This window comes from Rubripirellula lacrimiformis (assembly GCF_007741535.1).
In the GTDB taxonomy this organism is placed as follows: Bacteria; Planctomycetota; Planctomycetia; order Pirellulales; family Pirellulaceae; genus Rubripirellula; species Rubripirellula lacrimiformis.
This window is the reverse complement of sequence record NZ_CP036525.1, coordinates 932,654-958,456: the sequence shown is the minus strand read 5'-3', so window position 1 is coordinate 958,456 and position 25,803 is coordinate 932,654. Positions and strand designations below refer to the sequence as shown.

Below are 25,803 nucleotides of genomic sequence, written 5' to 3'. Positions count from 1 at the left end.
GTTCGTGCCTAGTTCTTCACCGCCGGTACAATGGACTCGGATCGCTGGTGGACCGAATCCATGGTTCGCCAACACACCGGCGACTGCCAACGGCCAGATCCTTGGCCGAATTTACGTGATCGATCGGAAACTGATTTGATGGGCAAAACTGCTGGAAATCTAATCGCCGCCACCTGCGCCGCGGCAATCATCGTGATCGTCACCACGATTGCTGCCACGCAAGCGGCGGCGCAAGTCTTTCGGCAACCCGATGACAACCGACGCAGTGCGGTCATCATCCCGATGCACGAAGACATCAACTCGCTTAGCGGGGCGATCCTGAAACGCAACTTCCAGCAGGCGGTCGAATCCGGCGTCGACGTCATCATCTTTGATATCGACAGCCCCGGCGGTCGCGTGGATGTGACGTTCGAGTTGATGGACATGATCCTAGAAGCCGACAACGTCGAAACTGTCGCGATGATCCGCCGCGATGCGATCAGCGGCGCAGCCCTGATGGCCCTGGCCTGCGACAAAATCCTGATGAAGCCCGGCGCCCGTTTGGGGGATGCCGGTGTGATCGTGTTGGGACTTAGCGGCGAATTTCGCTACGCCGAAGCCAAGAGCCGAAGCATGGTGGCGCAGCGGGCGCGAGACACCGCGACAGCCACCGGACGACCAGCCGTGTTGGCCGAGAAAATGACGGACAAGGACATGGTCGTCTTCACCGCAACGCATCAAGAAACCGGCGAAGTACGTTACTTTTCGGACAAAGAATGGGCCACTCTGGACGACGCCGATCAGTGGGAACAGGGCAAACCGATCCGTGAAGGCGGCAAAGAGATGTTCTTTATCGCCAACGGTGAACGATTGGTGGAACTGGGGATCGCCGACCAGACGTTCAATTCGCAAGACGAGATTGCAGAGATCCTTGGCGTGGACCCTGCGATCGAAACCATGGCGCCGACATGGGCCGAAACCTTTGCACGGCTACTGAACACTGGTTGGATCACGTTCTTCCTGATCGCGATCGGGTTGTTGGCATTGGTCGTCGAACTTTCCGCCCCCGGCATCAGCGTTGGTGGATTGGTTTCACTGCTCTGTTTCAGCCTGTTCTTTTGGAGCCGGTTTGCAGCCGGCACGTCGGGATGGTTGGAAGTGATGTTGTTCGCATTGGGGTTGGTTTTCATCGCTTGCGAACTGTTCGTCATCCCGGGTTTTGGGATCGCGGGACTGGGCGGCATCGTGCTGTTGTTGGGGTCGCTGGTGATGGCGTCGCGGCGAGTCCTGATCCCCCAGAACGCCGAACAACTCAACGGCCTGGGCTATGACGTCGTGACCGTCGTCGGCGCCTTCTGTGCGTTTCTAGTCGGGCTGTTTCTGCTGTCCCATTACATCGGCGAAATTCCTGGGCTGAGTCGCTTGACGCTGAAACCACCGGTCCTGGCTGATGCCGACGCAGTCTTTGCCCACAACGATCCGTCCAGCCTGCCGGGTTGGCAACAGGTCGAGGTCGGCCAAGTCGGTCAAGCGGTGTCGCCGCTACGCCCAGGCGGACGGGTCCAGGTGGGCGAAATCATGGTCGACGTGACCACCGAAGGCGACTTCGTCGAATCGGGAACGGCAGTAAAGATCATCGGCAAACAGGGCGCCCGAGTCATCGTGCGGGCAACCTAGCCCCACGCACCGACCACCATCCAACCAACCGTCATGGGATTCGCCAGAATTCTCTTCCGGCCCGGTTAAGGATCAGATCATCCGGCTGCTGCGGCGCTACCTTCCAGGCAGCGATGGTCCGGTTATGCCGGTTGCAACCGTTGCATTGGCAATCGGATTTGATAGCAAAGACGGTTATGGGGGATTGGCTGGCAAATCGGCTTGGTGGGTGCCGATTCAAGCGGTGGTGTGGATAGGCGAAGCTTATCCGTCGCGTCGTTACGCCTGCCCCGAAAAGTCTCCTTGTCTACCAGCGATGCATCATCGACGGCCGCTTCGTGGCTGATCTTTCGCTCTCTGACCCGTGCGGCAGGTTTCGTCGGCGACCAGTTCATCGGTCGCGTCGCCACCATCGCATCGATCTTGGCGATCCTTTGGGCAACGGGCAAATTGGCCCTGCGTCCCGCATCCTGGACTCGCCCGGTTCGATCGGTGTTCGGCAGACAGTTGCTGTTCACCTGTGTCGACGCCAGTTCGGTTGGCGTTCGCTTTGGCGCCGCGGTGGGCGTGTTGGTGATCGTGCAGGCCGCGATGTGGATTGACGCGTTGGGGGTCACGACCGAGATCATCGCACCGATCTTGTGGAAGGCCATTGTTCGCGAGATCGCGCCGCTGCTTGCCTGTTTGGTGGTGATCGGCCGCAGCTGCATCGCGATCTCGACCGAACTAGCCACGATGGTGGTTGGCGGCGAGGTCGAGGTCATGGACGCACAGGGGCTCGATCCGATGACGTGTTTGGTGATGCCACGCATTTTAAGTGTTGTGATCAGCGTGTTTTGTTTGGCGATCATCATCGCCACATCGATGGTGGTGACCGGCTATGTGATCGGCTGGGTGATGGGTGCCATCCGTGTATCGTGGACGACCTTTCTAGACCTGATCGTCAGCCAGTTCCATTCACTGGACCTGCTGTTCTTTGTGCCCAAGACGATCATCGCGGGCGCCTTTGCCGGCGCGATCTGCTGCATTGACGGGTTGAATGTACGGGGAACGATGACGGACGTGCCCAGGGTATCCAGCCGCAGTGGGATTCGCGCATTGACCGCGGTGTTCGCCGTTTCCGCAGTGCTTTCGGTGTTGATCTATGGCCGTCTGCTTGTCTTCAAGATTTTATAGGTCGCCCCCATGAACAGCACATCCAACCCACCGCCGCCGGTTGCGGATCCGCCGCCGCCGCCGCCGAAGGTTCTAGAACTCTGCGACGTCACCTTTGGCAGCATGTCCGAACATCGCCATGTGCTTCGCAACGCCAACCTGCTGATTCGCGAAGGCCAAATGGTCATGGTGCATCCCGATCGATCACTGCGACTGCGAGCCGCTGCGTCGATGATCCAGGGCCTGCAATTCCCGCTTCACGGCAAGGTACTGTTTCGCGAATCGGATTGGCTGGGCACAGACTATGACCGTCATTTCAAGATGCGTGCCAGCATCGGCCGAGTCTTTGAAGACCAAGGTTGGATTGCCAACTTGAACGTGTCCGAGAACCTTTCGCTTGCCAGCGACCATCAAGGCCGTGACCCGGACGTCACACAATCAGAAATCGAACACTGGGCGGATCGATTCTCGTTGGACGGTCGATCACGTCAGCGGCCGGCCTTCGTGGAATCGGTGCGACTGCAAATGTTCCAGTGGGTACGCGCCTTGATCGGATCCCCTGCCCTGTTGCTGTTGGAACGGCCGATGCGTTCGGTACCAACGATCTGGCTAAGCCGATTGGCCGAATCCGTCAACGAACTGCGTGACCGCGGCACGGCGGTGTTGTGGTTTGCGGGCAATCCAACCGACGCCAACGGCAGCTTCACCGATCCGGTTCAACACTTCCGTCTTAGTGGCGGCAAATTGGAACCCATCACGGACATCACGACAATCGGTTTGGGAGGGCAACGATGAACGAACCCTATCGATTGCGGTACACCAATCAGATCGTCGGCGCGTTCTTGTTGGTATTGTTGCTGTTCCTGATCGTGTTGGCGTTATTGCTGCTGCGGGCCAGCGACTACTTCGTCGAACGAAAACCATTTTGGTTTGAAATTTCGCAAGAACAGATCCAAGACCTGCATCCCGGCATCGAAGTGATGATCCTAGGCCAGCTTGCAGGCCAGGTCGACAACATCCGCTACGTCGAGGACACCGACCGTGTTCGCGTGGAACTTAGCATCGATCCAGGCAAGAGCGACCAGATCTTCGAAGACTCGGTGATCGTCCCGGCGCGAAAGTATGGCGTCGGAACACCGGTGCTGAACATTCGCCGGCCACGTTCAAACGCTGGTCCCCTGGTCCCGCTATCGCCTGGGCAACCCATCACCGCGTTCCGCAGTGAAGACGACCGCTTGGAACGGATGTCACGAGAAGTCGAATCGGTCACCGAATCGGTTCGATTGATCCAAGAAAAGTTAGATCCAACGCTAACGACGATCGACGACGCAGCAGCAAAGTTTTCGACCTCGCTGACCGACACCGTCGACCCGACCTTTGTGCGTGCCCAACAGGCGTCGGATTCGTTCCTGCAGACCAACGAACGACTGCGGCCCGAAGCATCCGAAACCTTGCGACTATTGCGGCAGGCGACGGAGTCGATGCAGGCTCAGATGACGACGCTAACGAAAAAGATTGAAACCTTGGTCGACGAAGACATGCGGACCACGCTGGCCAAGGTTCGCCAATCGACCGACGAAGTCAGCGCCGCCGCGAAGACTGCCAATCAAACTTCATCCGATGTCGGCGTCGACATTGCCGAAACACTGGAACAACTGCAACAGGCATCGGAACAGGTCCGGCAGTTGGCGATCGAAAGCCGGCAAGTGGTCCAGATCGTACGGGGCGAAGCCGAAGAACTGCCCGGGACGACCGCGCGAGTCAACGATACGGTCAACGAGACACAGGACTTGGTCGGCGAGATCCGTGGCCATTGGTTGCTGCGTCGATCCAGCCAACGCCCCACGTCGACTCAGCAAGTTTCGCCGTCGACCGTCCGCGGAGGATTTGCACGGTGACAACTCCCCTGCCCCGCCCAAACTTATTCTCATCCGCTCGCCGACCGGCATGGTTGGCGTGGATGATGTTTGCCTGCGTGGTGATCTTGCCGGCCGGTTGCCGCACGGCCCCCAAAGCGGTCCCGGTCGTCGATTCGCGAGTTCGCCGATTGGCCGAAGACGGCCGAGAACAGTATGCCGAAGGTGACATCGAGCGGGCGATCGCCAAGTACCAATCGGCGCTGCTGCGGGCTTGGGCGATGGACGACCCGACGGAATCGGGCAACGCGGCATACAACTTAGCCGCATGCCTGACCAGTGATGGCCGCAGCGACTTGGCTCGCGACTGGCTTGCCGATGCGCACCACGAACTGGGTCGGGGTGGCCAGTCCCGTGGCAACGCGTGGCTATTGCAAGCTCGCATCGCGACCGAGCAACGTCGTTTCAACGATGCAGCGTATTGTTTAGACCAAAGCACCTGTTCCGCAGCCCCCTGCGACGACGGCGACGCAAAATGCGGCTGCCCAACCGCCGACGGATGCCGTCAATGTCCGCTGGAAGGCGTGCCCTGCATCGGCGCCAAGATTCAAGCCAAGCGGGCCGACGAGGAATGTCAGCACGAGTTCCAAGCACAGATCCACCTGGCGCGAGCCCGTTTGGCTGCCGAACAATTCGACCTATCCGCCGCAGCCCGACATTTTGCATGTGGATGCGAACTAGCCGGCGATGTATGCAGTCACGAACTGCATGCCGAACTGCACGACGTCGCTGCGTTGATCCATGTTGCCAAAGAAGAATACATCCAGGCGGCTTCGCATTTTGATCGCGAAGCCCGCCACCTCCGTTTGGCAGGCAACTATCGCGAGATTCCGGGAACGCTGGAACTAGCAGCGGCGGCCTACCAACAGGCCGGATCCCCTCACCAAGCTGCCGAGCGTTGGAACCGGGTTGCCCGAATTTGGATCGGTCGCGGCGACGCAAAGAAGGCCTGGACCTTCCTTCGCACCGCTAGCGAAACCGTCGACCTGTGCATGGTCGACGACACGGATTCCATCCGAATCCGACTGTCCTTGGTCGCCCGGGAAATCGAATCACAACTAAGCCGTCAGCCATCCCCATCGGGCCAGAACCCTGTGGACGATACGGAGGCTGACATTGAAATCGACGTCCACGATGACCATGACCAACGCCTTCCCGTGCCACTTAGCGGCGCCGGGCATGTCGCCGACGACGTCGACGAACCGCCCATCCGGTGACGCCCAGCGCTGCGATCGCGACAAACGACGCCGGTTCCGGTACCGCCACTGCGGCGTCACCGACCATGAATCGCAGCGTCCCAAAATCGCTGACGGTCCCGCCTGCGGCTAGGTTGGCAACCGCGGTCACCCCCAGGTCGTAAACGCCTTCGCTGGTGAACCCAAAGTTAAAGTGATCGTGCCCGCCGATCGTCAGCGGCAACAAATCGGACGAATCCAAACCATTGTTGGATTGCCAGAACACATCGGCACCACCGAAACCGCCGGACTGCCACAGTGCAAATTCCCCGGGTCCATCGAAAGAAGTCAATTGCAGGGTTGCAGCGGAAAACTCTGCCGGCAGCAGTTCTTCGGCGGCAATTCCCAGGAAAGGGAGCCCCGCAGTGTTGGACTGAGGCAACCTCCATACGGAATCACCAGCTTTCGTGCCCAAGAACGCGATTGAGCTTGTCGTGGTAGAGCGAGCGTCGTCGCTCACCCACACGACGGCGCCGGCGGGGTCAAACTCGGCATCCCCGATCAAGGAAACGCCATCCAGGATGGCGCCATCGCCAAAGTGATAGTGAAGTTCCAATTCACCGCCCTCGTAGGCCAGTCCGATATCGCCGTGTCCGGATGTGTATGTGACGACGTCGGCAGATGCGGTCCGCGGCAGCAGAAGGACCAAGACTGCAATCAGGATGGGAAACGCTTGTAGAAACTTGTTCATGGATTTTCTCGTTGCTAAATGGAATGGATGTTGGTTGAAAAATCAGGAGCCGAAACGGCGCAGAGTGATCCGAGCCTGAAAAGGCAACCTGCCTTCCGAATCGAAACGAACGCGTCGACGGCCGTTGGTGAGTTCAGGGTGCTGACAGGACCTCGCTTCCGTTGCGACTGCCCTGCGCCCAGTACAGTTCGCGGTCAATTTGCTCGGCCATGAATCGCACACTGCCATCGGCCATGGCCACGTGAACGCCGCCGACATGATGGCTGCTGAGGGTGACAAGATTCATGCCATCGTCCTCGCCCCCATAGACATGACAGTTGCGTTGATTGACGGGGATTACCGGCATGAAATGGTTCGCTGCGAAGGTCCACCCCGTGATCCATGCATGCCCGTGGCTGATGCTGTAGTGCGCATCGGCCAAAGACACGCTGTCGCAATAGCGGACCCAGTTCTGCAAACTCCGCCCCGTCGATCCGCCGCCGCAGAACGACTGCATCGAAATCGGGGTATGCTGCGAGATGTTTGTTGTGCCAAAGGCATCGGCCGATTCGAACACCTGCGCGATCACGCGTTCGCCAACTGCCATCGTGTTGGACAGGCCATCGGTGATATCCGCCATGCGTACACGGGGCTGCTGCCACGAATCGCTGGACTGCGGATTCAGCAGTCCGATCACCCCGTTCTGCTTCTTCAGGGGTGTTGTTACGCCGGGTCCCACCGACTGCCTTGGCCAACCAATGTTTGCGGCGTAACTGCCCGGTGCCGTTTGGATGCCCAACGAAAACTGAGGCACCGATTCGGGATCACTCGGACACAGATAGGTCGCGACGATCGCCGCCGCCGGGCCGGCATCCACATGGGAACTCGACATCGCAAAGTCGGCATAGTCCGCGTCGGTCGAATAGTCCGTCCGATCAGCAAGCGATGTTTCAAAGTGAATCTGTTGGTGCAGTGCGGTCTGTTCGATCTGCGGCAGAATCCGGGCCATCCAACTATGGAAACCGCTGCCGGCGGTCCCGTCATCAAACTGGTCCGATCCCGTCATGCTGACCGGCATGCTGCGGTGAATGTCGTGATACAGATGAAGCGCAAGGGCAACCTGTTTCAGGTTGTTCGAGCACGTCATCCGCCGCGCCGCTTCGCGAGCCGATTGGACCGCTGGCAACAGCAGACCCACCAAGATGGCAATGATCGCGATGACCACCAACAGCTCGACCAGCGTGAACGCAGACCGACAAGAGCATCGGCGACGTTGAAGGTGAAACATGAAATGAACTCGTGTGAAGGCATGGGCAACCAGCCTGAAAACGATCGAAGGCTCCGCCGCATGCGCGCGCAATCCGAGCGGGTTTGGTCGGACCGTTGTCCGGGCCACCCGCGCACACGAACGGAGTGTTCTCGATTGATTTCAGCCTGCCCCAAAGCGGCGATCAGTCGCGCTGTAGGGTCGACGAAAGTTGAATTCAGAAAGCCATGGATTCAGTGCAGCCATGGTGCATGCCGGGGCATGATTTCATCGACCCGGAAAACCCCGGATCAACGACCCACACCACCTGCAAAGCAGACAGCCCAAAGCGATTGGCAAACCGATAGAAACCGACTAGCAGGAAGCTGTCGGTGGACCGCGTGAAGGCGGCAAGAACACGGGCGATTCCACATCGATGGAAACATCCCGACACACCAAACCATCGCCAGCAACTAGCGATGCTTGAAAGAAATCGAACGTCTGGACAGATCCGATCGGAGCGAAAACCGATTGGCAAACCGGACAGTTCTGTGAATCATGAGAGTCCGACGGATCAGCAGGTGGATCCGACTGGTACCGCGTCGATGAATCGGCCGCGGTCGCGCCGGTTGAGCTCGCATCAGGTGCAGAATTCGGATCACCCGGCAAAGCATCCACGTCGCACGTGGAATCGGCGGTGCAACCGTGATGATGGCCTACCGAATCGGATCCGGAACAGGATTCATGGTGCATCGCCCCCTGCGGGTGATGATGTCCCGAGCACATTGCAAGCGCATCGTGATCATGGCCGCAACGACTGACATGAATCCATGCGGGCGCGTGGCCGATGCAGAGCACCGCACACAGCAGCAATGGCGTCAAGAAAGGTCGGACAGCGGACAACATAACCAATGCCTGGATTGGAAATAGGCAGTGCGATTGAAATGTGGTCCGACCAAAGACAACGGTACTATCGTGCCGTGACGACGATGGTTCGTCAATGACGAAAGAAAAAATACTTTTCGTCCAAGAAAGCTAGTGCGGCAAGACCGTCCCACCTTTCTTGAAATTGCGACGCCTCGAAATCCCCGGATCAGCCGATGCGGCGGTTGAGTTCTTCGACCTGATCATTCAGCGTCAACAAGTCGTACACCCATCCGATGCCCAACAGCCCGCCGGTCAACAGATACAGAACTCCGATGAACACCTTTCCCATATAGAACTGGTGGACACCGAATAGTCCTAGGAAAAAGTGCAGGCACCAGACGACGGTGTAGTCGTACCCACCCGGCCGATAGCGTTGATTGGCTTCTTCGGCCATCGATGGGATCAGGAACAAGTCGACGATCCACCCGATCAAAAACACGCCACCGGTGAAGAACCACAACGCTCCGGTCAACGGTTTCCCAAAATAGAAACGGTGCGCACCGAAGATCCCCAGAATCCAAAACAGGTATCCGACCACGACGGGATGAGTTGGCGCGATATCGGTACTCGAGCGGCCAGCGGGGACGTGACCGGTGTCGGTCGCAAACGATGGAGAATTCATATCCGTTTTTGGTTAGCGAGTACTTCGTCAGCTGGACGCCGGGGGGGGCAGCAGTCCAGCGTCGTGGGCAGCGGATGCCGAAAACTGGTCGCGTCCACCGATCCATTGCCACAGGTGTGTATTCCGACAAGGTTTGCAAATCTTGGTCCAGGAATGCGTACTTTGTCAGAAAACATGGACTTCATGGATCCGGGATGCATCGGGTGGCTGTTTTTTCTGCTGGTTCGGCTGATTTGGAGTCCGCTGAGTAGTTTTAGGATCCCTCGGGACTCCCTAACATGAACAAAAAATCACCCCGCAATGGTCGTCCCTGGAATCTGGCATGCAGTACGCCGAATTGCACTGCAAAAGCAATTTCTCGTTCTTAGAGGGTGCTTCGCATCCTGACGAATTGGTCCAGCGAGCTTCGCAGCTTGGTTATTCAGCGATCTCGCTGACCGATCGGGCGACGATGGCAGGCGTCGTACGCGGGTTCGCGCCGGCAAAAGAGTGCGGGTTGAAATACATTGTCGGGACAGAGATCCATCCTAGCGACGCTCCGCCGATGGTCCTGTGGCCCACCGACCGAGCCGCCTACGGTCGTCTGTGCCGACTGATTTCTCGAGGCCGAATGCGAGCCGAAAAGGGTCAGTGCGATTTACGTTTCGATGACATCGCCGAACTCAGCGATGGGCTGATTGCCGCCGCGATGCCGCACTCGGATCCACCGCCATCGATTGCCGCCAAAGCGCCGTCCAAGTCGCCCCCGTCCGCAGCTGCCAACAACCGCTGGAAGCGTTTCTTGCGGACCCGGTTCCGCGATACCTTTGGCGACCGCAGTTACCTCTTTTGCGAACTGCACCTGGGGGTCGATGACGAAGCGTATACCGAACGACTGCGGCGTCTTGCGATCGGTTGCGACATCCCGCTGGTGGCCGGTGGGGACGTGCACTACCACACGCCGGGCCGGATGTTGATGCATGACCTTGTCTCTGCGATCCGTCTGGGCACGACCATCGACGCGATCGCCGAATCGCGGTTTGCCAACAGTCAACGTTGCCTGCGAACCTTGGACGAGATTGCCGAGCGTTACCGCGACGTTCCCGATGCGATTTCGCGGACGATGGAAATCGCCGATCAGTGCAACTTCACGCTGGACGAATTGCGTTACGAGTACCCGGCGGAACTAGCGCCCACCGGGATGACACAGATGGAGCACCTGAAACGATTGACCTGGGAAGGTGCGCTGCAGCGTTATCCCGATGGAGTTCCCGCCAAGGTGCTGGACCAACTGCGTCACGAAATGCGTTTGATCGAAGACCTGCAATACGAAGCCTACTTTTTGACCGTGTGGGACTTGGTTCGTTTCGCCCGGTCCCAGGAAATCCTTTGCCAAGGTCGCGGATCGGCGGCCAATTCGGCGGTGTGCTATTGCTTGGGTGTGACCAGCGTGGACCCCAGCCAGACGGATCTGTTGTTTGAACGGTTCGTCAGTCGCGAACGAGATGAAGCGCCCGACATCGATGTCGACTTTGAACACCAACGCCGCGAAGAAGTGCTGCAGTATCTGTACGACAAGTACGGCCGCGACCGGGCGGGCATGACCGCCGTGGTGACGTCGTATCGAACTCGCAGTGCGGTCCGCGAAGTGGGCAAGGCGTTGGGCGTGTCGGCCGACGCGATCGATGCGATTTCCAAACTAGGCGGCAACGGCCAAGATTTCGAAGAACGTTGTCAGTCCGGCGGCTTGGACACGGCCAGCGAAACGGGGCAACGATTCGTTTATCTGGTCAAGACGCTGGTCGGATTTCCCCGGCACCTGTCCCAACACGTGGGCGGCATGGTGATGACCGCTGGCAACCTGTGCGAACTGTGTCCGGTCGAAAACGCGTCGATGCCGGGCCGGACCGTGATCCAGTGGAACAAGGATGACCTGGATGAACTCGGTATCTTGAAGGTCGACATTCTGGCACTCGGGATGCTATCGGCGATTCGGCGTTGCTTTGCCATGGTCCAGAAACACCATGGGCGGGAACTCAGCCTGGCGAACCTGCCATCCAACGACACGCCGACCTACGACATGATCTGTCGCGCCGACACGATCGGAGTGTTCCAGATCGAAAGTCGGGCCCAGATGAGCATGTTGCCGCGTCTTCGCCCACGGTGCTTTTACGATTTGGTGGTCGAAGTTGCGATCGTCCGACCCGGCCCGATCCAGGGCAACATGGTGCATCCGTTTCTGAAGGCACGCGAAAATCCATCGGCGGTGGTGTACCCCAATGATGCAATCCGCGGTGTGTTGGAGAAAACATTGGGAGTTCCGATCTTCCAGGAACAGGCGATGCGTCTAGCGGTCGTTGCCGCCGGATTCACGCCCGGCGAAGCCGACCAACTTCGTCGCGCAATGGCGGCCTGGCGACGTCCCGGGGTGATCGAAAAATTCCGCACCAAACTGGTCGACGGGATGGCGGCCAACGGTCTAACGGGCCAGTTCGCCGAACATGTCTTCAACCAAATCCGTGGCTTCGGCGAGTACGGTTTCCCCGAATCTCATGCGGCTAGCTTTGCCGTACTGGTGTACGCATCGTGCTACCTGAAGTGCCATTACCCGGCCGCGTTTTGCGCATCGATCCTGAATAGCCAACCGATGGGCTTCTATGCGCCGGCACAACTGATTGCGGACGCAGCCAAGCACGGCGTTCGCGTGCGAGCCGTTGACGTCAATCACAGCGATTGGGACACGACACTAGAAGACGATCCGAATCGACCGGGACCAGCGATTCGTCTTGGACTGCGAACGATCAGCGGGATGCCTGCAACCGATGCCGAGCAAATTGTGTCCCAGCGATTGCGGGCCGGCCCCTATCAAAGCATGGATGATCTGGTGCGACGAACCGGCGCCGGGAAGGGGCTGCTAAAAACCCTGGCCGATGCGGACGCATTCGGATCGATCGCGACGGATCGCCGGGCAGCCGTCTGGGAATCGCTGGCACAAGAAAAATCCCCCGGCGGCACACCGTTGTTTGACGACGTCGACGATTGCGACCCCGCCCCCGATGGATTGGTGCCGATGACGCCGCAGGAGGAAGTGTTTGCCGATTACCAAACCACCGGGCTTAGTTTGAAGGCCCACCCCATCTCGTTCGTGCGTGATCAACTGAACCAAAAACGATGTGTCACGTCCGCCGAACTGCCCAACCTGCGCGATGGTCGACACGTTCGGGTTGCCGGCTTGGTGCTGCTGCGGCAAAAACCATCGACTGCCAAAGGCATCGTGTTCGCGACGATCGAAGACGAGACCGGCACAATCAACTTGGTGTTGTTCCAAGCCGTCTACCAGAAGTTCTTTCGTATCGCCCAAACCAGCAACGCGTGGTTGGTGGATGGAAAATTGGAAAGCCGCAGTGGCGTGATCCACGTGATCGTCGGACGCCTGGTCTCGCTCGGCGAAGAGGTCGATTTCCGCGACAAAGCCACCAACGAACTGACGATCCGATCCCGAGATTTCCGCTAACGAGTGTATCCGCAGACACGCTGGGAAAGGATCGAATAGTTAAGCGATGTCGTGGGATTCGCCAGAATCCCCTGCGATGCGGATGCGAAGAAGTCGGTCGGAAATTGCCGCATCTACGGTGTTCCAGACAGTTTCCGACCCCAGAAAATGCACGAAACGACACACTTTCGCACATGCTTCGTGCACAGTATTGTGAATCAGGAATCTGTCTCCCTTTGATCTATGCATTCTTGAACCAGAAAGGCGGTGTCGGTATAAAACTTTTCGTCCGGCGACGGTGCATTGACCCTGTCCAGTAGCAACCATTGTCCCACGAAGTCGTTCACGAAGCGTTCCGCCTTCGGGTCCGATAGCATCCGTTCGGCATGCAATCGTAGAACTTGGTCATCACTCAACTTTCCTGCGTCAGCGAGTTGAATCAATTCATGATCGGGGATGCTCAACCAAAGGAACGCCGACAAACGCTTCGCCAAGGATGGCAGTCGATGCAAATGGATTCGACCAACGCCGCAAGTTCTACCGAAGACGCATCACCTCTCACTGTTTCACTGATCAGCAGTGATGCGATGGATAAGAAGGTGGCGAAACAAATTGCCTGACGATTCATGCTTAAAACTATGCGCGGACGATTGATCCAGACTGTTCTTTCGAGACGGAATCGTAGCGGAGTGGTGATCTAACGGAAGGATCTGCACATTGCGAATGAAGCATGATGAGGCCGCAATACCGATCAAGCCACCCGATTTCGCTCGCTCGGAATTGGCAAACAGAAATACCGGCTCAGCATCATCGTCGATAAAGATTCGGCAAATCCCGGCCTCCACTTCCAGTCGAATATGAAACAATCGTTCGCGCTCCCAATCGACCGCATTTCCGTGATGAAAGTTGACAACGACTGATTGATGTTCAACCGTCGTTACGATGCCCTGTCGCAAACGTCGCAGCGGTTCGTCGGCGAACACAGGCCACGGACTGAAGACGACGCGGTCAAAATGCATTCGCGACTCATCGACGAACAGAGCCAACGTAGGCTGCGAATGGCTCATTGCCGAAATGTCCATTTCAATGGTCCCAGACTGGAAATGAACTCCGTTGATGGTTGCAATTGAATCCGGTTGGCCACTGACGATCTGTAAAGACGGATGTCCTCGATGCGTTGTCCTCTTGATGCCGTGCAGGTTCACCCCCGTCCACGACTGCCCTTGAAACATCGTGGACTCGATCCGCGGATCCTCAGCAAGCGAGCGATCGGTGACCATCCAGAACAGGCACATCACCAACACAAATCGGATCATCGATGCTTCATAAATCATACAACGAGTTCCTCGTTTCGAGATCCCCTATCAACGGAATGGCGTCGACTAACCTTGCCTCAATCCACTCCGTCTGCGCTACGTGTCTCGCTCGCTTGCCGTTGAGCAACTTGCCGATCGGCGTGTAGCGAACCAGCCATTGATAGCTGACCCAAAAATCCTGCTGGTAATTAAACAAACGATCGGGAACTTCACAAACGGTGAAACTTGATAGCCACTCACCCAGTGCTGAACCAAAATCACCAGCGGCAAATGGGCGAGGCACAGCCAACAGGAAGAATCCGACAAATACCGCATCACGCGGCTTTCCGAAGACAGGTGTCAACGAAACACGCCCATCATCGCGAAAGACATGAGCCAAACGAAAGCGACTTGCGTGAACAGCGTCGATGCCCCGGTGACGATCGCGGCGTAGGCTGGCTTGAGATTGTTGCTCGCATCGAACAACAAAGGATGCTGACCACAACGCCACGTGCGACGATCGTTCAGGCCCCAAAACGTTACTCGCTCGATCACGTTCTCGTGTTTCTTAAAGATCGCAAAGAGCTTCGCGTAATCTTCGGCTTGTGCGTTGAGGTCTTCAACCGAAGGTGGCGTGCTCCCGCGCCAACAACGACCGCCGAAACCACCTGCGAATTGCCCGCCGGATGCACCGCGAATGGTGACATCCAGCTCGGTGATGCTGACCTTCAATCCCAGCGAAGCGTAGTCGGCGATGGCTTTTTCGATATTTCCAAACGGGACGCCGCCGCTGCGCCAGTGACCCTGGATGCCAACCGCATGGACAGGTCCCCCGTCAGCAAGCAGTCGCTTTAGCAGTGCCATCCAGCTTTCGTGCTTTGGCCCCGACTCAATGTTGTAGTCGTTGTAATAGAGAACAGCTTCGGATCCGTCGCGTGCGAGAAATAAAAAGCGAGCGTCAGAAATTTTGGGCCGAGCGTTTGCATCCACTTTGAGTCAAGCAAATTCTCCGTCTTCGCGGACCGAGCATCGCCACCATCATTGATCGCTTCGATGACGACGCCCCAGCTCTGAAGCTTCCCTTTGTATCGACCGACAAGCGTTTCAATGTGGTTCTTCATCCGCTGTTTGATGACCTCCTTGTCACCGCCTTGGAAAAACCTATCCGGAGTTTGCTGATGCCAAACGAGTGTGTGACAGTGTGCGGTCATATTGCCTTGCTCAGCCCAGTGAACCAAGGCGTCGGTCTGCTCGAACAGCTAGCGGTCTGCGGCGGGATGGATCCGTTCGGACATCAAATCATCGACAGCAGGGGAGCGTTTCGCGATGGCCTCTTCGCTTGCAAAATCGCCTACCTTGCGTTGAAATTCGATCAAATCACCAGCAATTTCACCGGTGTACTCAATGCGAATTGCGTTGCCGCCAAAGTTGAGGTTTTCAATGAATGAAATCACATCGTCCTGCAATTCAACATCAACAAATTCGACGTCACGAGATCGGCCAGCTAATTCCGCTTTGGCTTTCGCCACGAGATGACCGCCTTGCTTGTCGAAAGCCATGACATACTTCTGAACGCCGATCTGAGTATCGAAGTCGACATTCCAGGACCCCGAAAGTTTGTCTTCAGGTTGGAACAGCATGGGCGCAAACTCTTTCAGACTGCGACGCCATGATTGCCACTCATGAGCGGTTTCTGGCGACAGGTAGTAGTGGGCGTTGATGCCAAGCTCTTTCAACTTCTTGACGGTGTCTCCTGGATCGCCGCCCCAACGAGCCCGACCACCACCCACTTCCTTGCTGCCGTAGCTAACAAAAACGAGTTTGACCTTGTCCTTGAATCCTTCCGTGTTTTCAACGTCGTCCTTAGAAATCGTCGCGCCGCTGAAAAGCCCGATGTGCGAAAACTTGTTCAAATTGCGGAGGGTGATCGACCTGGTTTCCATGCTACCCATCGAAAGACCAGCCATTGCGCGATTAGGATGATCCGTCAGCGTGCGAAAATGCTTATCAACGTATGGAACCAACTCATCGACCAGAACCGTTTCGAAGTCTGTGATGTCAAAGTTTCGCATTCCGCCCATGCGAACTTCATTCGTCATGCCGTAGGTCATCACGATAACGAACGGTTTCGTATTTCCTTCGGCGATCAAATTGTCCATGATCAATCCGGCGTGCCCTTGCACACTCCAGCCGTACTCGTTTTCTCCCCAACCGTGTTGCAGATACAACACCGGGTAGCGTGTTTCTTGATCGCCGTCGTAGCCCGGAGGAGTGTAAACGAATGCGCGTCGCTCGGTGTCAGTACTTTCCGAATGGAAGAAGATTTCGCGAACCTGGCCGTGCGGCAAATTCTTAAGTGCGTAAAACTCACGATCATGAGCGGGGATTTCTATGCCGCTTCCCCAACGCATCGCGCCGAAGTAGTACTTGCTATTCGGATCGGGCACGTTCGCGCCATCGATGATCAACTCGTAGTAGTGGAATCCTTCATCAAGTGGTCGGGAATATCCGATCCACGCGCCATCGTCGCCTCTGACGAACTCCGTGCTTTCGCGAAAGGTTGTGGCAACGCTTTTTGCTTCCGGGGCGACGACGCGAAATTTGATGCGACCTTGCGAGTTGACTTGCGGGTATTCCTTGCCCGACTGGTTTGTCGAGGCAGGTTTGAAGTCGTCTTGGATGCCTTCGGGTGTTGTGCTGGATTGCTTGTTTTCCGCAGCGGCGGGCGTCTCGTTCGTCGTGCCCTCTGCATCGGCCGCTGTCCCTTTGTTAGCGGTTGTTTTCTGGAAAAGTAGTTGAGCGAAGTGGTACAGGCTGTTGCGCCAGTGCGTCGGGTCGTGCCCGCATGAGTCAACGTTCCAAATGTGCGGCACGTCATTCTCTTTGAGGTATCGCTGCAGACGTTGACTGATTCCGATCAGTCCGTCCTTGTTGCCACAGGACAGCCATAACAGTTTGAGTTGCGTTTTGGTCTTTTCCGGATCGCGTACCAATTCCTCGGGAGCTTTCGCGTTGGGCGCGGACGAAAACCCACCCATCCAAGCAAAAGTATCCAGGTTGGTCAAACCGATATTCAGTGACTGCCCACCACCCATCGATAAGCCGGCCAAAGCTCGATTTTCCCGATCGGCTTGAACGCTATAGCGAGACTCGACGGCAGGAATGACGTCGTCGAGCAAATCTTGCTCAAAAACGGCGAAGGCTGGAGCACTCGCCATCACGTTGCCTTCGGCGCGATCGTTCTTTTGCGCGCGTCCGTTAGGCATGACTACGATCATTGGGACGGCTTTTCCATCCGCGATCAGATTGTCGAATAACACGTCAGGCGTCGCAAAACGCTGCCATTCAGTTTCGTCGCCACCGATGCCGTGCAGCAAATACAGAACGGGATACTTTTTCTCGGACGAGTATCCCGGTGGCGTGTAGACATTCATCTTGCGAGTCGTGCCGACCGTCTTCGACTCGTAGTCGATCATCTCCAACCTGCCGTGCGGTATGTTTTCACGCTTATCGACGATGCTATCGACGGGATCGGGGTAAGTTTGCTTGTCGTCGGGACCAAGTTCAATCGAGCCGCCGAAACCGCCACCACGTCTTCCTTGGCGGGGTTGTTCCGAATTTGGCTCCTGCGCTTGCACAACGACGCTGGCAATCTGAAGCATGCCGACCAAGATCAGAGTCAGGATTTTTCTCATGGGACAGTCATCAACTTTGAAAAGGTGGAGAAGTGAGCTCATTGAGGAGCCGTTTAAATCAGATGGCGTTGTCGTTTGGCAATCGCTTTATTTGATCACCCTGTGGTTGGAACTTTCCGTACTGATCACTCACAATTCTGCTTAGTCATCTCTCTCGTCTGTTTGTCACATTGACTACTCGCGGTTGCAGTTGGGCTCTCGCCTGCAAACTCGACTGTGACGGCGAAGACGAGCGGAAGCGAAAAGTCACTGCCTTTCACGAATTCGACTTTCGTTAACGCCTTCTCAGCGTCGGCAGGAATCTTTAAGTATCGAATCTGCTTGCCGTTGGCCTCAATCGCCAATTTAGATTCCGGCACATCGTCACCTGCCTGATAAGTCACGATGTGTTTGCCGTTGACCAACTCAAAGTCGCTTGCCGAACCGTCGGCATAGTGACGACGAACAATCATGCTGGTCGATTCATCCTTGAACCGTGGGTAGGCAGCCCAGGCGACGCCTCCCAGTATGTGAATCGTTTCCACATTTCCAGCACAGCCGATGCCGACTGATTCAGGCAACGTGCCGGGGAAACGCGACGATTGATTTTGCAATCCGATGATGTTGGCGATCCGATCTCCCTGAGGATCGACCAGCTCAAATGGAACGCCTTCGACCTCCACACGCCCGTAAGAATCAAGTAAGAACTTGTCTCCGGGCCGGCCACGGAATCCGGGAAGCCCCTTGTCACTGTTGATGGTCGCAACACCGGAGATATTAAGCGGCGCGTACTTGCCACGCTTGGCAAGAAACGACAGCAGATCAGCCATTTCAGTCTTACTGATTGAACTTTCAAAACCCTCGGGCATCAGTGACTTGGCAGACGAAGTCAGTTGCTCGATGTCTTCGCGAAGCACCAGCTTTTCTTTGCCCTGCGTGTCGATGATGCGGAGCGAGTTTGCTGATTCACCCGCTAACATTCCCGAAAGCACGTTCCCGTCGACAGTCAGGATTTGATAGGTGCGGAAATTGTTCTCGACACTACGCGAAGGATCGAGAACGTTCATCAAGATCTCCTCTTTGGGATGAACCGCCATGCCTGTCAGGTTGGGGCCGATCTCCTTTCCGACTTCGCCATGGAGATGACAAGCCGAGCAGTGTTTTTTAAACATTGCCAATCCGTTTTGCACGTCGCCTTTCACTTCAGTGACTGGCATCCATTGGTCAACCAACGCTTGGCGATTGGATGTCACCATCGCACCTCGCGTTTCCATCAACTCTTTCGCGCGGCCGGCAATTGAGGACGTGGGATGGTTTAGCAATGCTTGGCGTTGATCCAACTGCAGATCATTGAACCGTACCTGACCATCAGCGATGGCGTCTAGCAAATCCTCGGTGCCATCGGCTCGGGAAAGCAGCAAGGTCAAAATCTGACTTCCCAATTTCGGGCCGAGCGATTTCTTCAAGTCCAACAGCATTTCGGAAAGCCCTTCCACCCGCGAGGCTTGCAGCGAGCTCAAAGCCGCGATCCCGATTTCTGGCGCCAGTTGCGGAGTGAAGAACGCTTCAACCGCGTCAAGAATCTTGGGGCTCGTCGGGGCAAGTCGAATCGCTTGATCCCAGGCACTCAAACGGTTTGTCGAATCGGCATCCGCGTCCATCGCGGTCGCCAACAGCTGCTCCTGAATCTCGCCGACGATCTCACTTAAATTTGTGATCGACCATTTATCAGCGACCGCCAGAATCGCCGCCTTGCTCTCGACCGAAGCGTCATTGGCCAAGAACTGTTCTCGAACGATTCGCTGTGACTCTTCGGGGAGATTCAAAACTAGATCTCGTGGCCAACCTTTCGCCAAGCCTTCCCACACGGTGACGGCAACCGACGAATTGGGCGAGATTTCAAGCAATCGGCTAATTTGCTCAGCTGCCGGTTGATTTCTTGCCAAGTGTTCCGCCAGGACCGAGATCCGTTGTGTTAGCGAATCCACTGCGGATTGATCCATCTTGCTCAACGCCACGATCGTCGCAGTGGGATCGGTCGATGCTGCGGCAGTCCAAGCGTCCAACAAGACACCGTCGTCTACTATCGAAGGCACCAGTCCAGCAAGGTCGTCTCCACTAATCGCAGCATTCGCGGTTCCCTCGGCGACTCGTAACAACACCGTCAATCGCACCTTGGGATCGACGTCGTTTTGCAGTCCTTCGTCGATCGCCTTTGCGACTTGCTCATGACTGCAACTTGCGATCACGGCGTTACGAACGGGGCTGGACACATGGTGGAAACCGGCTTCGCATGCCTTTGCCAAAGCAACTGCCGCTGATTCACTACCGGCTTCTGTCAAACCGGCAAGCGTCCAAATCGCATGCATCGCCGATGGGTTCAAGCCGATCTCGTCAACGTTAGCACGGTTAACCAAATTTACGAGAGCGCTAAGCGTCGCATCATCGGTCGCCGCCTTTTCGACCAACAATCGCTGTGCCGTTCGGCGCCAGAAGAAATTGTCACTGCTCAATGCAGCAACGAGTCCGGCGTTGTCGGAATTTGCAAGTTGCAACGTTCGTGTTGCAGAGGCCCCCCCCGCGTCGTCCGTCACCAGCCGATAGACGCGTGCAAAACGTTTGTCCCGCAAATCACTTTCGTATGCAGCCCCTTTGCCTGTTTGAAAACCGTTGGGCGTTGGATTGTGCTGGATGATGTAGTTGTACCAGTCCAAGACCCAAACGTTGCCGTCGGGGCCAACTTCCGACATGATCGGAGCGGACCAATCATCGATGCTGGCGACCATGTTGAACGCGTTTCGACTTCGGTAGCTGGCGCCGTCTTTCTCCAACACGAAAGATCCAACGAGATGTCCCGTCGGACCGCAGACCATTTGAATACGATTCCACCAAGTCTGTGGATAGTTGCGAGCGGTATAGATTGCCGAGCCACATCCGGCCGTGAATCCGCCATGCCAGTCGACCTGTCGAATTCGATCGTCGATCGGATCAAATCGATGTGACGGAGCGATATTTTGCAATGTCTCTGGCGACCATCCAGCGACTTGATCGTAGTACCGATTGGGAATCGGCATATGAACGCTCGGACATCCGTTGGCCGTTGAACCAAAGACGTAGCCCTCTTCGCTGAAGCCAAGTCCCCAAGTGTTGTTGTTGGTTCCTCGCATGAACTCCAAGGCCTCGACGCGAATCGTGTGCTCATCAAACTGACTCGATTCTACGGCAACAACTTTGCTGCTCTGCGCATCGATCGCAAAGGCCGGAGCTGTTTTGTCCGACGTACCCGATTTGACTTTGAATCGCCAAAAGCCTTGACGGAAACGCATTTGCGACTCGCCGTTGATCACGGGCTGCGAATTGTTGTAACCCTGCATTCCCCAAATCCAATTGTCGGGGCCGTACTGGAAATTACTGACACCACCGTGCGTGTCGCCCAGCGCCCAACCGGTGATCAGTGACTGGCGGAAATCGGCTTTGTCGTCGCCGTCGATGTCTTTCAAGTAAACGGTCTCTTCGCCGTCCTGAACGATCACACCACCCCGGTAACAAACAAGCGTCGAGGGGATGCTTAGGTTTTCTGCAAAAACAGTGAACTTGTCAGCTCGGCCGTCGTTGTCAGTGTCTTCGCAGATCTTGATGCGGTCGCGTCCCACGGCTGGTTTTTCTTGCAGTTCGTTGGGGTAATCCACGGTTTCGCACACCCAAAGACGACCGTTCTCGTCCCAGTTCATCGCGATTGGCTTACCACTTAAACCCGCGTACTTATCGCCTTGCTCGGAATTGCCGGGCCAGTTATCGCTCGATTCCTTGGCCCAGATCGCAAGATGCGTTCCCTTCGGAGTCGCGTACGCTTTGAGGGACTGCTCCGCTGGAAGAGGATCTTGCATCTTCGAGAACGGTTCGGCTTGCGTTCCCCACTGAGCCCCCGGAGTGTAATTCGGGATCTTTGCGCCCACTTCGGTTGCCGAAAACTTTTCATCGTCGACCGAAGGCGGGTTTATTTCAGGTGCCGTGAAAGAGCGATTCACGGCGTTGACCGCGTGAGCTTTTGGATCGCCGGGCTTGCCACTGTCGGCGGAACTTGCGGTGAGCGTTTGACCACAGGCCCAGCGAACACCGCGTGCCAGCAACTTTTGAAAGTCGTCGTTGGACCAAGTGCGATGATCGTGTCCCCAAGCTGTGTAGAATACACGGCCTTTTCCGCTCGTTCGGACCCACGTGTAAGGCTCGCCATCGGGATTGCTAACGGGGCCGGACGCATCACTTCGCGTTTCGAGAACCGTCTTGTCCGGGTTGAGCTTGCTGTGCCGATAGCTTTCGTCCATCGACCGAACAGGTTTCAGACCCCGCATGATTTCATGGCCGGAAGCCACGATCTGGGTTTCAAAGCGAGTAAAACCGTGACTTTGAAATTGCCCGCCAACGAGCTCGATGTACCTGTCGGAGTTCAAAAAACAGAACGACGCGCAGTGAACGGGAATCAGTCCTCCGCCATTTTGGACATAGCTCAGTAGGGACGACTCGGCTTCCGGGGTGATCTGTTCGATATTCGCGAAGACCATGAGCCCGTCGTACTTTGCGAGATTGTCTTCGTTCAAGTCGCTCAACTTCTCGGTGTACTGAAGTTCGATCCCTTGTTCTCTGAGCGGATCGACCAAATTCCGATAGAACTCGGACGGCTTGTGGAAGCCAGTATCGCCGAGCATCAGCACAGAGACTTGCGATTCCTGCGCTGACGCGAAGTCGCTGAGAAGAAGGGTTGCGAAGAGCAGACATACAGTCGCAATGCGTTTCAAGAGTGCAGTCATCTTGTTTCCGGTAAGCCGATTTGTTTGACGGTCCTGACTCCAGCGGCATTATCTACACAGACAATGGTTGATTCGCCGTGGTCGAAACGGCGCCGCCAGAAAGGTTGAGCGGATGAGAAGGAGCGAAAAAATTCCATGATGTGAACGTTCGTTGTAGCCGCTTCCGGCCAAATGAACATGAGAAATTGCGCACGCGTCCATAGATATTTCACAAAGGCACGTTGAATTGCATCAGGCGAAACACGTGCGTACACGCATAAACACCAGGCGGGGCTGAAAGTTCCGGAACAAAGCGTGCAGATTTACTCTCGCCGCGGCTTGTGGGACGTCAGGGGGGGCTGGTTGATGACAAGAGCAATGCAGCCAACTCTCGCAACTAGGCGGGAACCGACCCCGTTGAATGCGAGTAGCGGACCATTCACTGGAATTGACGAGACGGTGGTATTTGGATCAGCGCATCGCTCAACGAGCGGGATGTCGGCAACCATGCGGACTGCCGACAGGAATTGACCTCCAGCTCATGGCCGTTGATGGTTTCATAAGTTGGGTCTACGAGCTCGAAGGGCTATTGTGTACACTGCTTGTCGGTAGAGGTATTTTACGCAACCTCATTGGCATCGTTTGAACAGATGAAAGAATCGACACAACAAGAGCGTGAGCTGCCCTTGGCGCTTCGGGCTGCCTACATGTCGCTTCACCGCAACACTGACGCCGAGTTTGATAAGCATGGGGTGACCGCAGATCAATTCGTTCTCTTGTTAGCATTGTCAGAAGGCCGTGCATTGACCCAACGCGAATTGGCCGACCGCATGTCCTCGGATCCGAGCACGGTCCGAGCTATGTTGGTGTTGTTGGAAAAGCTGGAACTGGTCGAACGGGCGTGTCATCCGACCGACTCGCGCGCAAAGACAGTAACGCTCACCATGGCGGGAAAGCGAAAGCTACGGAAACTGTGGAAGGTCGGGCAATCCATTCGTGACGACATGTATGGTTGCTTGACACCGGATGAGGCAGAGACATTGATCTCCCTGCTTCAAAAAATCGCTTGCTCGCTCAGCCCGTGGAAATCACCCGCTTGGCAAACCATCTCCGCAGATCGCGAACGTCGCTGATCCTTGGTAACTCAATCACGCTCAACCTGAATGCTCGGTGACGAAAATTTTGGCTCTTTACCATTCCAACACCACGAACACTCAGCGCATGGCGGAGCAGGTTACTGAAGGTGCACAGCAACTTGACGATACCGAAGCCCGACTGCATAGCATTGGGGGCAAACGCGACGGAAAGATCGGCTGTGGTTTCTGTCCTACCGGAGCTTGGGGTGGCGGCCAAGAATGGACCTGCATGGCGTTGCTGCCCCCCCTGATCCACTACGGGTTTCTCGTGTCCGGCTTGACCGATTATTCCTGCATCAAGTCCTCGGATCACGATGGAGCAATCTCCGCCGGCGCACCCGAGGAAGAACGCGTGAAAGAGGCCTGCCGTCGACTTGGAAGAAGACTAAACGTGAAATCATCGGTGACGAGGAAGCCAATTCGTTCTTTTCGCGAGAGAATCGCAAGGGCTAAGAAATCAACATGCAGTGACAACATTATGTCGCCAGGCTCCGAGGATCGATCTGGATCCCGAAATCGCTCGCTCAATATTGACGCCGGCGTTTCGCAATCGCTCTCTTATTCTTTTTGTAGCTGATGACTCGACGATCGGTCGCCCTGCTGATTGAGACCTCAAACGGCTACAGCCGCGGTTTGCTCGAAGGGGTGATTTCCTTTACCAAAGAGCACGGCAATTGGTCGGTTTATTTCACTGAGCAGGAACGTGGCGCACCGCCACCCGCATGGTTAGAAACCTGGGGCGGGGACGGGATCATCGCCAGGATTGAGACGGATTCAGTCGGTCGTCAGCTGAAACGCTGCGGTGTCCCAATCGTTGACCTCAGTGCGGCTCGCCACGTTAAGGGCATTCCCTGGGCGGACACCGAAGATAGAGCGATCGCATGCCTGGCAGTCGAGCATTTTACGGCGCGAGGTTTTCGGAATCTCGCATACTGTGGAGATGCTGGCTTTCAATGGTCATCAATGCGCGGCCGACACTTTCGTCAGTTCGCTAAAGCATCTGATTGCGAGGTTTTCGAATATCAATCCGTTGCACGCTATGATCACGCCTTTGACGCCGTCGCGGAGAAGCGACGAATCATGGATTGGGTCCAGCAGCTTCCACGCCCCGTTGCAATCATGGGGTGCTATGACTTTAAGGCGCAAGAGGTTCTCGATGCTTGCCGACAGCTGAAGATTTCTGTTCCGACGGAAGCAGCGGTTCTTGGGGTCGATGACGACCATTTGATTTGCGAATTGTCGGAACCTACGCTTTCAAGCGTCATTCCAGATACCAAACGCACAGGTTACGACGCGGCCAGTTTGCTCGACCGAATGATGTGCGGAGAAGCCATTGCAACCGAAGAACCTCTCGTCACTCAACCACTAGGAGTCCGACTTCGCGAGTCAACCGACACGGTCGCGATCGAAGACGATCAAATTGCTAAGGCGCTCGACTTCATTCGACGTCGAGCTTCAGCGAACATCCGCGTCGCCGATGTTCTTGATGTAGTGAATTTGTCGCGTCGGGCCTTCGAGCATCGATTTAAGAAACTGGTGGGCCGAACGCCCCATGAGGAGATCCAGCGAATCCGAATGAATCGCGCAAAGGAGCTGCTGCGAGATACCGCACTCACCGTTCTCGAAATTTCCGAACGCCTTGGATTCGAGCATTCCGAATACCTAGGCGCCGCCTTCAAACGCGAAGAAGGCATCTCCCCCGGCGAATACAGAAAGCGACACTGCATTCTGAAATAGAAGACATGTTGCGGCAACCGCTTGATGCACATACTGAATCTTTCCACCACTGGCTTTATGCTCCAAGCACTCGGCGCAATGGATCTTTGACGAACAGAAGTATCCAGTGCCATCGATCGACTTGGACGAGAACGAAAGCCGTCCATTGGAGCGTCACCCCCCGACGCCAATCAAGGCTTCATCCAATCGCGACACGCTAGCAAACCACCACACCGTATTCTACGGGATTTAGCCAACCGCCGGGAACTGCTGGTGCACCAGGTCCGCGTTCGATGATCCTTCTGCGTAGAATGGGC

18 protein-coding genes and 1 pseudogene are annotated in these 25,803 nt (G+C 56.2%); 10 read left to right on the top strand and 9 right to left on the bottom strand.

Annotation, left to right across the window (positions count from 1 at the left end):
* Nucleotides 1–4 precede the first annotated feature (4 nt).
* From K227x_RS31355 to K227x_RS03355, 6 genes are all read left to right on the top strand, one after another.
* Nucleotides 5–139 (top strand): hypothetical protein, encoded by a 135-nt coding sequence (locus K227x_RS31355; RefSeq protein ID WP_261343420.1) that lies wholly within the window; start codon nucleotides 5–7, stop codon nucleotides 137–139.
* Nucleotides 139–1,656: an NfeD family protein gene (locus tag K227x_RS03375; protein ID WP_145168070.1), complete on the top strand. Its 1,518-nt coding sequence runs from the start codon at nucleotides 139–141 to the stop codon at nucleotides 1,654–1,656. Before K227x_RS31355 ends, K227x_RS03375 begins: the two co-directional genes overlap by 1 nt.
* A 282-nt stretch (nucleotides 1,657–1,938) precedes the next feature.
* Entirely contained in the window at nucleotides 1,939–2,811 is an 873-nt protein-coding gene (locus K227x_RS03370) for an ABC transporter permease (RefSeq protein WP_218933745.1), read from the top strand.
* Between the two features lie 9 nt (nucleotides 2,812–2,820).
* Nucleotides 2,821–3,585: a P-loop NTPase family protein gene (locus tag K227x_RS03365; RefSeq protein ID WP_145168068.1), complete on the top strand. Its 765-nt coding sequence runs from the start codon at nucleotides 2,821–2,823 to the stop codon at nucleotides 3,583–3,585.
* Complete coding sequence (locus tag K227x_RS03360; protein WP_145168067.1) at nucleotides 3,582–4,688, top strand: MlaD family protein; 1,107 nt, start codon at nucleotides 3,582–3,584, stop codon at nucleotides 4,686–4,688. The genes K227x_RS03365 and K227x_RS03360 overlap by 4 nt, the downstream gene beginning before the upstream one ends.
* 62 nt (nucleotides 4,689–4,750) lie before the next feature.
* Complete coding sequence (locus K227x_RS03355; protein WP_145168066.1) at nucleotides 4,751–5,923, top strand: hypothetical protein; 1,173 nt, start codon at nucleotides 4,751–4,753, stop codon at nucleotides 5,921–5,923.
* Here the strand turns inward: K227x_RS03355 and K227x_RS03350 are convergent.
* The 3 genes from K227x_RS03350 to K227x_RS03340 form a co-directional block, all read right to left on the bottom strand.
* Nucleotides 5,871–6,632 (bottom strand): choice-of-anchor M domain-containing protein, encoded by a 762-nt coding sequence (locus tag K227x_RS03350; RefSeq protein WP_145168065.1) that lies wholly within the window; start codon nucleotides 6,630–6,632, stop codon nucleotides 5,871–5,873. The genes K227x_RS03355 and K227x_RS03350 overlap by 53 nt on opposite strands.
* Nucleotides 6,633–6,765: 133 nt before the next feature.
* Complete coding sequence (locus K227x_RS03345) at nucleotides 6,766–7,899, bottom strand: DUF1559 domain-containing protein (protein WP_145177191.1); 1,134 nt, start codon at nucleotides 7,897–7,899, stop codon at nucleotides 6,766–6,768.
* Between the two features lie 1,051 nt (nucleotides 7,900–8,950).
* On the bottom strand, nucleotides 8,951–9,406 hold the full coding sequence (locus K227x_RS03340) for a TM2 domain-containing protein (protein ID WP_145168064.1): 456 nt from the start codon (nucleotides 9,404–9,406) through the stop codon (nucleotides 8,951–8,953).
* Nucleotides 9,407–9,728: 322 nt separating this feature from the next.
* Here K227x_RS03340 and K227x_RS03335 point away from each other — a divergent pair, with 322 nt between their 5' ends.
* On the top strand, nucleotides 9,729–12,899 hold the full coding sequence (locus K227x_RS03335) for an error-prone DNA polymerase (RefSeq protein WP_145168063.1): 3,171 nt from the start codon (nucleotides 9,729–9,731) through the stop codon (nucleotides 12,897–12,899).
* Nucleotides 12,900–13,096: 197 nt separating this feature from the next.
* Here K227x_RS03335 and K227x_RS03330 read toward each other — a convergent pair whose 3' ends face one another.
* The 6 genes and pseudogenes from K227x_RS03330 to K227x_RS03300 all read right to left on the bottom strand — a co-directional run bounded on the left by K227x_RS03330 (nucleotide 13,097) and on the right by K227x_RS03300 (nucleotide 22,655).
* Entirely contained in the window at nucleotides 13,097–13,390 is a 294-nt protein-coding gene (locus K227x_RS03330; protein WP_218933744.1) for a DUF1592 domain-containing protein, read from the bottom strand.
* Between the two features lie 54 nt (nucleotides 13,391–13,444).
* Nucleotides 13,445–14,212 (bottom strand): hypothetical protein, encoded by a 768-nt coding sequence (locus tag K227x_RS03325; protein WP_145168061.1) that lies wholly within the window; start codon nucleotides 14,210–14,212, stop codon nucleotides 13,445–13,447.
* Nucleotides 14,202–14,537: a hypothetical protein gene (locus tag K227x_RS03320; protein ID WP_145168060.1), complete on the bottom strand. Its 336-nt coding sequence runs from the start codon at nucleotides 14,535–14,537 to the stop codon at nucleotides 14,202–14,204. The genes K227x_RS03325 and K227x_RS03320 overlap by 11 nt, the downstream gene beginning before the upstream one ends.
* Nucleotides 14,534–15,384: pseudogene (locus tag K227x_RS31055) on the bottom strand (endo-1,4-beta-xylanase). Before K227x_RS31055 ends, K227x_RS03320 begins: the two are co-directional and overlap by 4 nt.
* A 48-nt stretch (nucleotides 15,385–15,432) precedes the next feature.
* On the bottom strand, nucleotides 15,433–17,868 hold the full coding sequence (locus tag K227x_RS03305) for an alpha/beta hydrolase-fold protein (protein ID WP_145168057.1): 2,436 nt from the start codon (nucleotides 17,866–17,868) through the stop codon (nucleotides 15,433–15,435).
* A gap of 125 nt (nucleotides 17,869–17,993) precedes the next feature.
* Nucleotides 17,994–22,655 carry a PVC-type heme-binding CxxCH protein gene (locus K227x_RS03300; RefSeq protein ID WP_145168056.1) on the bottom strand — a complete coding sequence of 1,554 codons (4,662 nt, stop codon included), beginning with the start codon at nucleotides 22,653–22,655 and terminating at the stop codon, nucleotides 17,994–17,996.
* Nucleotides 22,656–23,284: 629 nt separating this feature from the next.
* On the opposite strand from K227x_RS03300, the gene K227x_RS03295 reads away from it, so the two are divergent.
* The 3 genes from K227x_RS03295 to K227x_RS03285 are packed head-to-tail and all read left to right on the top strand — an operon-like array spanning nucleotide 23,285 to nucleotide 25,507.
* The gene (locus tag K227x_RS03295; RefSeq protein WP_246146472.1) at nucleotides 23,285–23,767 is read left to right on the top strand and encodes a MarR family winged helix-turn-helix transcriptional regulator; all 483 of its coding nucleotides are present in this window, start codon (nucleotides 23,285–23,287) and stop codon (nucleotides 23,765–23,767) included.
* A gap of 37 nt (nucleotides 23,768–23,804) precedes the next feature.
* Complete coding sequence (locus K227x_RS03290) at nucleotides 23,805–24,347, top strand: NADPH-dependent FMN reductase family protein (RefSeq protein ID WP_246146471.1); 543 nt, start codon at nucleotides 23,805–23,807, stop codon at nucleotides 24,345–24,347.
* Entirely contained in the window at nucleotides 24,347–25,507 is a 1,161-nt protein-coding gene (locus tag K227x_RS03285) for a XylR family transcriptional regulator (RefSeq protein ID WP_145168055.1), read from the top strand. Before K227x_RS03290 ends, K227x_RS03285 begins: the two co-directional genes overlap by 1 nt.
* Nucleotides 25,508–25,803 lie beyond the last annotated feature (296 nt).

Bases quoted from the DNA above. Each gene is read 5' to 3' on its own strand.
- K227x_RS03355 (WP_145168066.1), top strand. From the start codon at position 4,751: ATGATGTTTGCCTGCGTGGTGATCTTGCCGGCCGGTTGCCGCACGGCC.
- K227x_RS03340 (WP_145168064.1), bottom strand. From the start codon at position 9,406: ATGAATTCTCCATCGTTTGCGACCGACACCGGTCACGTCCCCGCTGGC.
- K227x_RS03360 (WP_145168067.1), top strand. From the start codon at position 3,582: ATGAACGAACCCTATCGATTGCGGTACACCAATCAGATCGTCGGCGCG.
- K227x_RS03345 (WP_145177191.1), bottom strand. From the start codon at position 7,899: ATGTTTCACCTTCAACGTCGCCGATGCTCTTGTCGGTCTGCGTTCACG.
- K227x_RS03295 (WP_246146472.1), top strand. From the start codon at position 23,285: ATGAAAGAATCGACACAACAAGAGCGTGAGCTGCCCTTGGCGCTTCGG.
- K227x_RS03300 (WP_145168056.1), bottom strand. From the start codon at position 22,655: ATGACTGCACTCTTGAAACGCATTGCGACTGTATGTCTGCTCTTCGCA.
- K227x_RS03325 (WP_145168061.1), bottom strand. From the start codon at position 14,212: ATGATTTATGAAGCATCGATGATCCGATTTGTGTTGGTGATGTGCCTG.
- K227x_RS03305 (WP_145168057.1), bottom strand. From the start codon at position 17,868: ATGAGAAAAATCCTGACTCTGATCTTGGTCGGCATGCTTCAGATTGCC.
- K227x_RS03375 (WP_145168070.1), top strand. From the start codon at position 139: ATGGGCAAAACTGCTGGAAATCTAATCGCCGCCACCTGCGCCGCGGCA.
- K227x_RS03365 (WP_145168068.1), top strand. From the start codon at position 2,821: ATGAACAGCACATCCAACCCACCGCCGCCGGTTGCGGATCCGCCGCCG.
- K227x_RS03350 (WP_145168065.1), bottom strand. From the start codon at position 6,632: ATGAACAAGTTTCTACAAGCGTTTCCCATCCTGATTGCAGTCTTGGTC.
- K227x_RS03285 (WP_145168055.1), top strand. From the start codon at position 24,347: ATGACTCGACGATCGGTCGCCCTGCTGATTGAGACCTCAAACGGCTAC.
- K227x_RS03335 (WP_145168063.1), top strand. From the start codon at position 9,729: ATGCAGTACGCCGAATTGCACTGCAAAAGCAATTTCTCGTTCTTAGAG.